Raw genomic sequence first — 12,125 nt, 5'->3', positions numbered from 1 at the left:
ATCGGCGGGTCGCCTGTCGAGGACCTGCCCCCATGACCTATTGCGTCGCCATGCGCCTGCGCGCCGGCCTGCTGTTCGCTTCGGATACCCGCACGAACGCAGGCATCGACCACATCGCCAGCTTCCGCAAGATGTACCAGTTCCAGATCCCGCACCAGCGCGAGATCGTCGTGCTGGCCGCCGGCAATCTGGCAACGACGCAGTCGGTCATGTCGCTGCTCAACCAGCGCCTGCATGGCGAGACCGAGCACCTGCTCAGCGTGCCCAACCTGTTCGACGCCGCCGTGCTGCTGGGACGCACGCTGAAGGAAATCGTCGGCCGCGACAGCGGCGACCCGCACAACCACGGCGTGGACTTCGGCGCCAACTTCCTGCTGGGCGGCCAGATCAAGGGCGAAGGGCCGCGCCTCTTCCACGTCTACCCGCAGGGCAACTTCATCGAGGCGACGGAAGACACGCCCTACTTCCAGATCGGCGAGAGCAAGTACGGCAAGCCCATCATCGACCGCGTCATCCGCTACGACACGACGCCGCTGGACGAAGCCGCCAAGTGCACGCTGGTCAGTTTTGACTCGACCATCCAGTCCAACCTGTCGGTGGGCCTGCCCATCGACATGCTGATGCTGCGCGCCAACCAGTTCGAGATGGCCATGAAGCCGCCGCACCGCATCGGGCGCGACGACCCTTATTTCCAGGCGCTGCGCATGGGATGGAGCGCAGGGCTGCGCAAGGTGTTCGACGACCTGCCGAACGAACCCTGGTTCGATGAATAGGTAGCTAGACCGGCCCGAGCACGCGCATCGAATAGTCCACGGCCCTGACGTCCTTGGTCAGCCGGCCAATGGAGATGCGGTCCACGCCGGTGGCGGCGATCCAGCGCAGCTGATCCAGCGCGACGCCGCCCGAGACCTCCAGCAGTGCCCGGCCTGCATTCACAGCGACGGCTTCGCGCATCTGCGGTTCGGTGAAGTTGTCCAGCAGCACGCTGACAGCGCCGGCGGCCAGCGCTTCACGCAGCTGGTCGATGGTCTCGACCTCGATCTGGATGTCCACGCCTGACTCCAGTGCCTGCGCCGCGCGCAAGGCGGGGCCCACGCCACCGGCGGCGGCGATGTGGTTCTCCTTGATGAGGATGCCTGCGTACAGCGCCAGCCGCTGGTTCTGCCCGCCGCCCACACGCACCGCGTACTTCTGCGCCAGGCGCAGGCCGGGAATGGTCTTGCGCGTGTCGAGGATGGCGCAGCCGCGTGGGTTGGTGCTGGCGCCGGCCACCGCGTCGACATGGGCGCGCGTGATGGTTGCCGTGCCGGACAGCAGCTGCAGAAAGTTCAGCGCGGGCCGCTCGGCCGACAGCAGCTGGCGGCCGTCGGCCTCGATGCGGCAGACGATGCTGTCGGCCGTCATCACCGCGCCTTCGTCATAGAGCCACTCGATGTGGCTCGTCTGGTCCAGCGCCGCAAACACGCCGTCGAACCAGTCGCGGCCGCACAGCACGGCCTGTTCACGCACGCGCACCTGCGCGGCCACGCGCCGGCCTGCGGGAACGAGCTGCGCCGTCCAGTCGCAGCGGCCGATGTCCTCTTCGAGCGCCTCGCGGATGTTGCGTGCGCGGGCTTCGTCCAGCGTTTCTTGATGGAAGGACGTCACTCGGCCGGCCCCACCGTCATCGTGATTTCACCCAGGCCCTCGATGCGACCCGTGATCACATCGCCCGGCACCACCGCGCCTACGCCGGCCGGGGTGCCCGTGTAGATCAGGTCGCCGGGATGCAGGCGATACAGGTGAGACAGGTTGGAGACGATCTCCGCCTGGCTCCAGATCATGTCGGCCAGGTCGCCGCGCTGCTTCTCGACGCCGTTCACGCTCAGCGTGATGGCGCCCTTCTCCAGCAGGCCGACCTCGGACACGCGGGCGATGTCGGTCAGGATGGCGGATTGGTCGAAGCCCTTGGCCGTGTCCCAGGGCTTGCCACCCGCCTTGGCCACGGCCTGCAGGTCGCGGCGCGTCATGTCCAGGCCGGCGGCATAGCCCCAGATGGCAGCCTTGGCGGCCTCTGGCGTCACCTTGAAGACCGGCGCGCCGATGGCGATCACCAGTTCCATCTCGTAGTGATAGTTCTTGGTCTCGGTCGGGTAGGGCACGGTCGAGCCCGAGGCCGTCAGCGCCGTGGCGGGCTTGGTGAAGTAGAACGGCGGCTCGCGCGTCGGGTCGGCACCCATCTCGCGGGCATGATCGGCATAGTTGCGGCCGACGCAGAAGATGCGGCTGACCGCATATCGCGCGTCGGTGCCACGCACGGCGGCGCTCGGCGTTTCAACCGGGGGAAAGACGAAGTTGCTCATGGCTTGGCATCGACGATGGAAACAGGGGGCAAAGCATACTGGGCTGGCCCTGATGATGACGCTGCTCGTGCTGCTGTTCGCGCTGCTGGGCGGCTGCGCGAGCAGCCCGACGGCCGTGAGCCGCGACGGCCCCGAGGCCAACCCGCCGGCCAACTTGGCGCAGATGCCCGACGCCGTGCCGCGCCTGGAAGCCATCCGCATCGGCGGCCCGAACAAGCCCTATGAGGTGCTGGGCGAGCGCTACGTGCCCATGGCCAGCGACATCGCCTACGCCGACCGCGGCCTGGCGTCCTGGTATGGCCGCAAGTTCCACGGCCGGCCCACCGCCAGCGGCGAGGTCTACAACATGTATGCGATGACGGCCGCGCACCCCACGCTGCCCATTCCCAGCTACGCCCGCGTGCGCAACCCGGCCAACGGCCGCGAGATCATCGTGCGTGTGAACGACCGCGGCCCCTTCCACAAGGGCCGCATCATCGACCTCAGCTACACGGCCGCCCTCAAGCTCGACGTGCTGCGCGGCGTGGCGCCCGTGGAGGTGAGGCGCCTCACCTACGCCGAGATCCGCGCGGGCGCCTGGCAGAAACCGGCCAGCGAGCCGCTCCCGGTCTTTGTGCCGGAGACACCACCCGGTGCGCCGCAGCGCGAGACGACGGCCATCGTCGCCGGCCAGAGCTACTGGCTGCAGTTCGGCGCCTTTGCCAAGCTGGACAGCGCCGAAGGCCTGCGCCAGCGGGTCGCCGAGGCCGACCTCAGCCTGATGCCGCTGCTGAGCATCGTCCGCGAGGCCGGCATGCACCGGCTGCGCGCCGGGCCCTTTCCGACTGCGGACGAGGCGCGGTTGACGGCCGACCGGCTGCGCGGTGAGGGCGTGCAATCCAGTCTGGTGGAAAAGCGCTAGGAGCCGTTCCTAGCGCCCACCTGCGACGTCGAGCAAGGCCCCGACCGTGTAGCTCGCCGCATCGCTCAGCAGCCAGGCAATCGCCTCGGCCACCTCCTCGGCGCGGCCCAGGCGCTGGATGGGGATGGTGGTCGCCGCGGCAGTCGCGTCCATGCCGCTGTTCGCATGGATGTCCGTCTCGATGATGCCCGGCCGCACGCCGTTGACGCGGATGCCCTCGGCGATCAACTCCCGCGCCAGGCCCCGGGTCAGCGTGTCGACGGCGCCCTTGGTGGCGGCGTAGTCGACGTAGATGCCGGCCGAGCCGAACTCGGCCGCGCGCGAGCTGACGTTGACGATGGATCCGCCCGCGCCGCCCTGCCGGATGCTCATGCGCCGCGCCGCCTGCTGGCAGCACAGCAGCGTGCCGATGACGTTGACGTCGAACAGCCGCCGCCAGCGCTCGGGCGCCATCGCCTCCAGCCGCGCGGCCGGGGCGACGATGCCCGCGTTGTTGACCAGGCCACCCAGGCGCCCGCCCGCAGCGTCCAGGCGCTCGAACATCGCGGCCACCTGCGCCTCGTCGGCCACATCGCCCTGCAGGGTCAGCGCGCGTCGACCGAGTGCCCGCAATCTCGCGGCGAGCGCCTCGGCGGCAACGCTATCCTGCGCATAGTTGATGGCCACGTCCCAGCCGGCCTCGGCGCAGCGCCATGCGGTGGCCGCGCCGATGCCACGCGAACCCCCGGTGATCAAGACCCAGGCCGACATGCGCGGCATTGTGGCCTTGTCGACGAAGATGCTGCTCCAGGGGCCTGCCAGCAGGCCCTAACCCCAAGCCGCAATGGAATTCCTCGACGTCCCCACCGTCCTCCAGGTCAGCGCCCTCTTCAACCTGATGGCGGCGCTGGCCTGGGTGACGCTGGCCCAGGTCTTTCGCATCGCGCCGCGCGCCAGCCGGCTGATGGCGGCGGCCCATGTGCTGCGCTTCGCGACCCAGAACGCCAGCGCCAACCTCGCCAGCTGGCCGGAACCGCTGCGCCAGGCTGTGCATGAGTTCGGACTGCTGGGCTGCATCGTGCTGCTGCTGCTGGCACTGCGCCGCATGCTGCGCAGCCGGCAGCGCCCGCGCGACATCGCCTGGGTGGGCGGCCTGGGCGCGCTGGGCATCGCGGCCGGCCTGGCCGGCGGCTCGGGGCTGGCCGCCGAGCTGGCCGGCTCGACCGCAGTGGCGGTGCTGGCCTTGCTGGCCGTGCGCGAGGTGGTGCGCGGCGTGGGTGGCCAGCTCTCGCGCATCGTTACCGCCTGCACGACGCTGCCGTTCGCCCTGCTCGCCCTGATGAGCCTGACCCACGCCGCCGAGCTGCTGCGCGAACCCGGCTGGCATGGCCACCTGCTGCAGGCTGAGCTGCCCTCGGCCGAGCGCGCCGTGCTCTGGTTCATCGTCACGGCCAGCATCACGCTCAGCCTCATCGCGCTGATGATCTGGCGCGTCATCGCGCGCATTCAGCACCTGACCCACCGCGACCCGCTGACCGGCGCGCTCAACCGCCGCGCCTTCGAGCAGGCGCTGGACAACGCCCAGGCCCAGCTGCAGCGCGGCCATGGCTTCGCGCTGGCCATGATCGACATCGACCACTTCAAGCGCATCAACGATGCCCATGGCCACCTCGCCGGCGACGCCGCCCTGCTGCACTGCGTGAGCATCTGGCAGGCCAGCCTGCGCGCGGTGGACAGCCTGGGCCGCCTGGGCGGGGAGGAGTTCTGCGCACTGCTGCCGCTGGCCTCGCCCGCCGACCTGGCCACTGCTGCCGCCGTCACCGAGCGGCTGCGCGCCGCGCTGGCGGCGCAGCCCCTGCTGTGGCAGGGCCAGGTGTTGCCGCTGACCGCCAGCTTCGGCGTGGCTCTGCCGGTGACGGGCGACCCCAAGGGCAACGTCGGCCTGGTGCGCGCCGATGGCGAGCTCTACCGCGCCAAGGCCGAGGGCCGCAACCGTGTCTGCGTGGCCACGCACCTGCGGGGCGCACCGTGATCTCCCCGGCGCAGACGCTCACGCTGCTGGCGGCCATCATCATGATCGCCACCGTGTCAACGCTGGTGTGGCTGGCGCTCGCCCTGGTTGCACGCATCGCGCCGCGCGCCTCGCTGACGATGGCCGGCGCCAACCTCGCGGCCGCGCTGTCGCTGACGCTGCATGCGCTGCGCGGCGTGCTGCCCGATGTGCTGACCTACCGCCCCGGTGATGTCCTCGCCGTGGCCTCCTTCGCGCTGCTGAGCGTGGCCGTGCCGGGCATCGTCACGCGCCGGCTGCCCTGGCAGCCGGCAGCCGTCGCCGTCGCGGCCACTTCGCTCCTGCTGTTGGCGCTGCCCTACGACGGCGACCTGCACTGGCCGGCCCGCATCGTCAACGGCATGGGCGCGGCGCTGACGGCGGCGGCCGGTATCACGGTCTGGCGCCACCTGGGCGCTGCCGAGGGCCGCCGCACACCGGCGGCGCTGGCGCTGCCGCTCTTCCTCATCGCGGTGCTGATGGCGGTGCGCGGCATGGAGACCTTCATCCAGCCCGGCGGCACGCCCGACATGCGCGTGCCCAACGAGTTCAACATCGCCTTCCTGTGGACGGCCCTGGTGCTGACGCTGCTGCAGAACGCGACGCTGGCCTTCCTCGTGCTGATGCGCCTGATCCGCCGCATCGAGCGCCTGCTGGAGCGCGACCCGCTGACCGACACGCTCAACCGCCGCGCCTTCGACCACGCCCTGGACCAGGCCCACGCCTGGCTCAAGCGCGGCCGCGGCTATGCCCTCGTCATGATCGACATGGACCGCTTCAAGCAGCTCAACGACAACCTGGGCCACGCTGCCGGCGATGCCGCACTGCGCCAGATGGTGCAAGAGCTGCAGCCCTGCCTGCGCGAGGTGGACCGCTTCGGCCGCCTGGGCGGCGAGGAGTTCTGCGTGCTGCTGCCCGACACCGACATCGCCGGCGCAGCGCTGGTGGCCGAGCGCATGCGCGCGCTGGTGAACGCCACGCCGTTGCGCTGGCTGGAGCAGGACTGGCCGCTGAGCGCCAGCTTCGGTATCGCCGAGGCCGAGCGCGGTGACGCGAGCAGCGACGCGGTGCTGGCACGGGCCGATGCAGCGATGTATCGGGCCAAGGCGCAGGGGCGCAACGTGGTGCAGGCCTGAACCGCGGCGGTCGCTGATCAGTCCTGGCTTTTTGCCAGCCGGGCGGCGAGCTTCATGAGCGTAGGAACACGCTTCCTGCCGTGCATGGCACGCAGTCGCGCCTTGGCTGCACCAATGTCGATCCCCGCGCACGTCACAAGCAGCGGTGGTGTTTCCTCTTCCCGCATGACCTCGAACTGTGCAGACAGACCCGGCAGGCTCTTCTTCGAGACACCGACGATGGGCACCTTGCCGCCCAGCGCCTGATACAGGTACAGGCCTGGGCCGGGCGCTTCGTCTGCGTCGAGATGGACGAAGCCTTCGACCAGCACGAGCTCCGGCTCCAGGCCGTGCTCGCGCAGCAGCTGCATCACGCAGGGGAGCTCTCGCAGGTCGAGTTCTCCTCGCACGGCTTTCTCGACATGGGCAATGCGCGAGACATAGGTCTTCGTCGCTTCCGCGGCACCCCAGTCGTCAAAAGCCACAGCGGCGGCATTCGCCTGCGCGCCATCGAAGTGAACAGCGACTGTGAGTTTCATGCCGGAGTATGAGTTGCTCTGACAGGCCGCTGCACTGCGCGGTTCGGCGCCTGGCTTTGAGCGGCAGCCGCCGTCGAGCAGCTTCCTGGCCGATTCACCAGCCCGTCACCGAAGGTCAGAGGTGCGCGTTCCGAATGGCCCGGGCGCGGTCTTTTTTTGCGTTCTTGCCGGGCGCCGTCTGCACGGCGAAGGCTGTGTGCAGATGCAGCGCACCCGCGATCTTGAAGAGTTCGATGTGAACCTGGGCAAAACCTGACTGTGATTCGACATTGCCGTCGGCGTTGCGCACCGTCGGCACCAGGCTCTTGCCATCGCGCAGCCCAAGGTTCACCTCGGCGTCAAAGACGCGTGAAAAGGTTCCAACCTCCGCCTCGCCGTCGAGTTCCTTGAGCTTGACCTGACCCCAGTCCGAGTTCAGTGCGTTGCAGACCGCAAGGTACTGGTCGCTGGACTTGCTGAAGCGATTGATGTGCGCAGGTTCCGGCTCGTAGTCGTCGTCGAACACACCTTTCATGATCGAGTCCTCGAACGAGGAGGTGGGCTTGACCGCGACCGACCAGCCGCGATTGAAGGCGCCGTCCTTGCCCTTGCCACGGCTCGTGACGTCGACACGGGCGTTGCCGTGCTCCTTGATGGCATGGCCCCCGACCCCCGGCCCCTTGCCTTCAGAGGCCTCGATCAGCCGCCTGACCTCCATCACCGTGTATTGCTTGCAATGATTGGACATGGTTGGTCTCCCAGTTCGCCCGGGCACCCCCAGGGCAGTGATTTTGCGATCCGCCTCGCCGCCTGAACTGGAAGGCAAACGCATATTCATGCGCGGCCAGGCAGGGACGGCAGAGGATGATGCTGGCCGCGCGCGCTGCCGTCAACGGGCGCCGCTCACCACACCTTGCACCGCTGCCCCGCCGGCTTCACGAGCTTGGCGCCGGGCTTGCATGCAAACGCCTTCTCGAACTCCGGCATGTTGACGACGACGCCGTTGATGCGCCATTTGGCGGGTGAATGCGGGTCCACCTTGGCCTGCACGCGCAATTGCTCGGGGCGGGCGTCGGCGCAGTCCCATTGGGCGAAGCCCACGAAGAAGCGCTGCTCGGGAGTCAGGCCATCCCTGGACTCTCCGGGCTTGCCTTGCATGTGCGCCTTCCAGGCTTCCCATGCCAGTACCAAGCCGCCGAGGTCGGCCAGATCCTCGCCCAGCGTCAGCCTGGAATTGATCTTGATCTCATCAACGACGGTGTACTTCGCGTACTGGCTGGACACGCAGGCGGCGCGCTTCTCGAACTCCTGGCCGTCCTTCTTCGTCCACCAGCTCTTCAGGTTGCCCTGGGCGTCGAACTGGCGGCCTTCGTCGTCGAAGCCGTGGGTCAGCTCGTGGCCGATGGTGCCGCCGGTGTTGCCGTAGTTGGGCGCCTCGTCGAGCTTGGGGTCGTAAAGCGGTGGCTGCAGCACGCCGGCCGGGAAGTTGATGTCGTTCATCTGTGCGTCGTAATAGGCGTTGACGGTCTGTGGCGTCATGCCCCATTCGCCGCGGTCCAGCGGCTGGCCGATCTTGGCCAGGCGGCGCTTCGCCTCGAAGGCATTGCCGCGCACGACGTTGCCGAGAAAGTCGCCGCGCTGCACGGCCAGGCCGGCGTAGTCGCGCCAGCGGTCGGGGTAGCCGACCTTGTTGACGATGGTCTTGAGCTTGGCGTGCGCCTTGGCCTTGGTCTCGGCGCTCATCCAGGCCAGGCTGTCGATGCTGCGTGCCATCGCGGCCTCGATCTCGTCGGTCATCTGCACGGTGGCGGCCTTCAGCTCGGGCGTGAAGTTGCGCGCCACGAACTCCTGGCCCAGCGCCTCGCCAAGCTGCACATCGACCAGCTGCACGCAGCGCTTCCAGCGTGGCTTGATCTGCGGCTGGCCGGTCAGCGTCTGGCCGTAGAAGTCGAAGTTGGCCTGCACCAGGCGGTTGTCCAGCGCGGGGCTGAGGCTGCTGGTGAGCTGCCAGCGCAGGTAGGTCCGGAGGTCGCCCAGGCTCATGCCCTGCAGGCGCGCGCCGAGGGCCTTGAAGAAGGCCGGCTCGGTGACGTTGTAGCGCGCATGCCAGGGCGCTGTGCCCAACGCGGCTTGGTAGCTGGCCCAGTCGAAGCCGGGCATGAGCGCCTTCAGGCCGGCGGCATCGACGACGTGGAAGGTCTTGTAGGGGTCGCGCTTGTCGACCTTGCTCAGCGAAGCCCTGGCCAGCGCGGTCTCGGTGGCCAGCACGCTGTGCGCGGCCGCCTTGGCCGCAGCGGGTAACTCACCCAGCAGCACGAAGACCTGGGCCACATGGGCCTCGTAGGCGTTGCGGATCTTCAGCGTCTTGGCGTCGCGCTTGAGGTAGTAGTCGCGGTCGGGCAGGCCCAGGCCGCCGGCCGTGGCAAAGGCGATCTGGCGCGTCGCGTCGGCAAAGTCCTGGCCGGCGCTGAAGCCGAAGAAGAGCCGGTCATTGCCGGCCGCCAGCTGCAGCTCTGCCAGCAGGCCGGGCAGGTCGCCCTTGGCCTTCAGCGCGGCAATGCGGTCCAGCAGCGGCTGCAGGCCGGTCAAGCCGGCGGCCTGCACGGCGCCTTCGTCCATGCAGCTGGCAAAGTAGTCGCCCAGCTTGGCCTGGTTGGCGTTGCGCTCGGCTGCGGTGTCGCCCAGTTTGTTCAGCACGCCCCACAGGTAGCGCTGGTTCTCGTTGGCCATCTTGGCGTAGACGGACCAGCGCGACTGGTCTGCGGGAATGGGGTTGGTCTTGCTCCAGGCGCCGCAGGCAAAGCGGTAGAGGTCGTCGCAGGGGTCGGCGCTGCGGTCCATGGCGGCAGCGTCCAGGCTGGGCGTGTAGGGCAGCGCGTCCAGCGGCGTCTCATCGGCCGCGTGGGCGGCCAGCGTGGCCGCGAGCAGGGCGGGAAGCAGCAGTCGTTTCATGGCAAAGCTCGGTATGAAGTGCGGCAATTGTGGGCGTGCCCTCGGGCTCTGCCATTCGTCAGCGGCCGCAGAGGAGACAGGCGCGGCATGATGGCCACATGAACGACACCCTGCTGCTGCTCGTGCCGATTGCCGCCGAGCACAAGGCCGCGCTGCTGGCGCGCTTTCGCGTCATCGAAGCGACGGACGCCGCCTCGCGTGCTGCTGCAATCGCCGCCCATGGGGCCGACATCGAACTGGTGCTGACCAACGGCTCGGTCGGCTTCACGGCCGCCGAGATTGCTGCGTGCCCGAAGCTGAAGCTGCTGGCCGCCCAGGGCGCCGGCTACGAGAACCTCGACCTGGCCGCCGCCCGCGCGCGCGGCGTGGCGCTGTGCAACGGGGCTGGCACTAACGACGACTGCGTGGCCGACCACGCGCTGGCCCTGCTGCTGGCCAGCGTGCGCACCCTGCCCCGGCAAGGCCTGGCCGTGCGCGCCGGCCTCTGGCGCGACGCGCTGCCGCTCTACCCCAGCTTCACCGGCCGGCGCCTGGGTGTCATCGGCCTGGGCGGCATCGGCCGCAAGATCGCCGGGCGCGCGGCGGCCTTCGGCATGGTCATCGGCTATCACAACCGCCAACCCAAGGCCGATGCCGGCGACGCCAGCTATTTCAACAGCGCCGCTGGCCTGGCCGCCTGGGCCGACGACCTCGTCGTGGCCACGCCCGGCGGTGCGGCAACCCGGCACATCGTCAACGCCGAGGTGCTGGCGGCCCTGGGCGCCGGCGGCCACGTCGTCAACATCGCGCGTGGCAGCTGCATCGACACGGCGGCGCTGGTGGCCGCGCTGCGGGCCGGCCAGATTGCCGGTGCGGCGCTGGATGTCTACGAGAGCGAGCCGCAGCCGCCTGCGGAATTGCTGGCCTTCGACAACGTCATCCTGACGCCGCACGTGGCCGGGTGGTCACCGCAGTCCATCGCCGCCACGGTGCAGAACTTCATTGCCAACGTCGAGGCTTTACGAAGCGGCGCGTCTTTGCCGACGCCGATCTGAGGCGGACTGCCGCTACTTGCCGCGCGACCGTTCGACGACCTCTTCCTCGGCCATCGGCACGTAGAGGCGGCGGCTGCCCTCCTCCAGCTCAAGCTCGATGGCCCGGCGCAGCAGCGGCGGTGGCGCGGCGGACGCCGGCGGCGCCGGCAGGCTGTCGAAGTGCAGCACGGGCTCGTTGCTGCGGTTGATCGCTTGATCAATGGAACGGCGCTGCGAGGCCAGCGCATCCAGCAGGCGGCGGGGCGTGGGCAGAGGCATCATGACGTTGCTTGAAGAGGGCTTGTCAGGAACAGACGCCATTCGCACCGAAGCAGCGACAGGCGACCCGGTGCCGAGTGTGAGCCTGTAGGCGTTCGCCCGCAAGCAGGCTTGCCCGTGGCCGACAGCCATGCACCGCCATGGCGCTCAGCATCGCCTTTTTAGTCGCGGGAGCTGCCATGCCCGACCTCATCCCCTCCGCTGAACTGGCCCGTCAGGCGAAAACGCCCTTCCCTGGTGCCTCCGTAGACTACGAGACCGCACGCCAAGCCCTGTTGGCCGAGGAAATCGAGTTCCGCCGCCACATGACGCGCCTGGGCGAACAACGCCGCGCGCTGCCGCCCGGCCCGGTGATCAGCAAGGACTATCGCTTCAAGGACGAACAAGGCTTCGACGCGAGCCTGGCCGACCTGTTCGGCGACAAGGACACGCTGGTGACCTACTTCTGGATGTACGGCCCGCAGCGCCAGCGGCCCTGCCCGATGTGCACCAACTGGCTGGGTGCGGTCAACGGCAATGCGGCAGACATCAAGCAGAACGTGGCGCTGAAGATCCTCGGCCGCTCGCCTGTCGAGCGCCAGTACGCCTTTGCGCAGGAGCGCGGCTGGCGGGACCTGAACTTCGTGCAGACCGTGGGCGACGACTACGCCAAGGACCTGGGCCTGCTGCAGCCCGACGGCAGCGAGTACCCGGCCCTGGTCGTCTTCAAGCGCAGCGGCAAGGACGGCAAAGAGGTGCGCCTGTTCTGGGCGAGCGAGATGACCAAGGCCATGGCCGACCCCGGCCAGGACCCGCGCGACGCGCCGGACATCGCGTCGCTGTGGTCCATCCTGGACCTGACGCCCGAGGGGCGGCCAGGCAACTGGTATCCGAAGCTGCAGTACTGACCGCGCCGCCAAGCACGGATCGACGGGCCGGCCCGTCGTGCCGCTTGGGGACGTTGATGGCCCGCGCCCCTGGCAATCTCCCGGCTTCA

At 69.0% G+C, this 12,125-nt stretch carries 13 protein-coding genes; 6 read left to right on the top strand and 7 right to left on the bottom strand.

The annotated features are described in order from the left end of the window. Positions 1-32: 32 nt before the first annotated feature. Positions 33-773 (top strand): proteasome-type protease, encoded by a 741-nt coding sequence (locus AC0IZJ_RS20610; RefSeq protein ID WP_471853280.1) that lies wholly within the window; start codon positions 33-35, stop codon positions 771-773. 4 nt (positions 774-777) lie between these two features. Here the strand turns inward: AC0IZJ_RS20610 and nadC are convergent, their stop codons facing one another. Together nadC and AC0IZJ_RS20600 are read right to left on the bottom strand one after the other, a co-directional pair. Beyond that, positions 778-1,647 carry a carboxylating nicotinate-nucleotide diphosphorylase gene (gene nadC, locus AC0IZJ_RS20605; protein ID WP_471853278.1) on the bottom strand — a complete coding sequence of 290 codons (870 nt, stop codon included), beginning with the start codon at positions 1,645-1,647 and terminating at the stop codon, positions 778-780. Then, positions 1,644-2,342, bottom strand: a complete 699-nt coding sequence (locus AC0IZJ_RS20600; RefSeq protein ID WP_471853276.1) for a fumarylacetoacetate hydrolase family protein — start codon at positions 2,340-2,342, stop codon at positions 1,644-1,646. Before AC0IZJ_RS20600 ends, nadC begins: the two co-directional genes overlap by 4 nt. Positions 2,343-2,394: 52 nt before the next feature. On the opposite strand from AC0IZJ_RS20600, the gene AC0IZJ_RS20595 reads away from it, so the two are divergent. Then, a complete protein-coding gene (locus AC0IZJ_RS20595) occupies positions 2,395-3,243 on the top strand; it encodes a septal ring lytic transglycosylase RlpA family protein (protein ID WP_471853275.1) in 849 nt (282 codons plus the stop codon). Positions 3,244-3,252: 9 nt separating this feature from the next. Here the strand turns inward: AC0IZJ_RS20595 and AC0IZJ_RS20590 are convergent, their stop codons facing one another. Then, complete coding sequence (locus AC0IZJ_RS20590) at positions 3,253-3,993, bottom strand: SDR family oxidoreductase (RefSeq protein ID WP_471853273.1); 741 nt, start codon at positions 3,991-3,993, stop codon at positions 3,253-3,255. Positions 3,994-4,066: 73 nt separating this feature from the next. Here AC0IZJ_RS20590 and AC0IZJ_RS20585 point away from each other — a divergent pair, with 73 nt between their 5' ends. Beyond that, positions 4,067-5,254 carry a GGDEF domain-containing protein gene (locus tag AC0IZJ_RS20585; protein WP_471853271.1) on the top strand — a complete coding sequence of 396 codons (1,188 nt, stop codon included), beginning with the start codon at positions 4,067-4,069 and terminating at the stop codon, positions 5,252-5,254. Next, on the top strand, positions 5,251-6,408 hold the full coding sequence (locus tag AC0IZJ_RS20580) for a GGDEF domain-containing protein (protein WP_471853270.1): 1,158 nt from the start codon (positions 5,251-5,253) through the stop codon (positions 6,406-6,408). Before AC0IZJ_RS20585 ends, AC0IZJ_RS20580 begins: the two co-directional genes overlap by 4 nt. Positions 6,409-6,425: 17 nt before the next feature. Here AC0IZJ_RS20580 and AC0IZJ_RS20575 read toward each other — a convergent pair whose 3' ends face one another. The 3 genes from AC0IZJ_RS20575 to AC0IZJ_RS20565 all read right to left on the bottom strand — a co-directional run bounded on the left by AC0IZJ_RS20575 (position 6,426) and on the right by AC0IZJ_RS20565 (position 9,857). Beyond that, positions 6,426-6,926 (bottom strand): endonuclease V, encoded by a 501-nt coding sequence (locus tag AC0IZJ_RS20575; protein WP_471853268.1) that lies wholly within the window; start codon positions 6,924-6,926, stop codon positions 6,426-6,428. 115 nt (positions 6,927-7,041) lie between these two features. Beyond that, positions 7,042-7,743 carry a hypothetical protein gene (locus AC0IZJ_RS20570; RefSeq protein ID WP_471853266.1) on the bottom strand — a complete coding sequence of 234 codons (702 nt, stop codon included), beginning with the start codon at positions 7,741-7,743 and terminating at the stop codon, positions 7,042-7,044. Positions 7,744-7,808: 65 nt separating this feature from the next. Continuing rightward, a complete protein-coding gene (locus tag AC0IZJ_RS20565; RefSeq protein WP_471853265.1) occupies positions 7,809-9,857 on the bottom strand; it encodes a M13 family metallopeptidase in 2,049 nt (682 codons plus the stop codon). A gap of 98 nt (positions 9,858-9,955) precedes the next feature. On the opposite strand from AC0IZJ_RS20565, the gene AC0IZJ_RS20560 reads away from it, so the two are divergent. Beyond that, the gene (locus AC0IZJ_RS20560) at positions 9,956-10,891 is read left to right on the top strand and encodes an NAD(P)-dependent oxidoreductase (protein ID WP_471853264.1); all 936 of its coding nucleotides are present in this window, start codon (positions 9,956-9,958) and stop codon (positions 10,889-10,891) included. A 12-nt stretch (positions 10,892-10,903) separates the two neighbouring features. On the opposite strand, the gene AC0IZJ_RS20555 is transcribed toward AC0IZJ_RS20560, so the two are convergent. Next, positions 10,904-11,152 carry a hypothetical protein gene (locus AC0IZJ_RS20555; RefSeq protein WP_471853263.1) on the bottom strand — a complete coding sequence of 83 codons (249 nt, stop codon included), beginning with the start codon at positions 11,150-11,152 and terminating at the stop codon, positions 10,904-10,906. 176 nt (positions 11,153-11,328) lie between these two features. Here AC0IZJ_RS20555 and AC0IZJ_RS20550 point away from each other — a divergent pair, with 176 nt between their 5' ends. Further along, positions 11,329-12,036 (top strand): DUF899 family protein, encoded by a 708-nt coding sequence (locus tag AC0IZJ_RS20550; RefSeq protein WP_471853261.1) that lies wholly within the window; start codon positions 11,329-11,331, stop codon positions 12,034-12,036. Positions 12,037-12,125 lie beyond the last annotated feature (89 nt).

The sequence above is a fragment of the Roseateles sp. AC306 genome (genome assembly GCF_979253795.1).
Note: the sequence above shows the minus strand (reverse complement) of the source record. Positions and strands in the feature narration are given on the sequence as shown.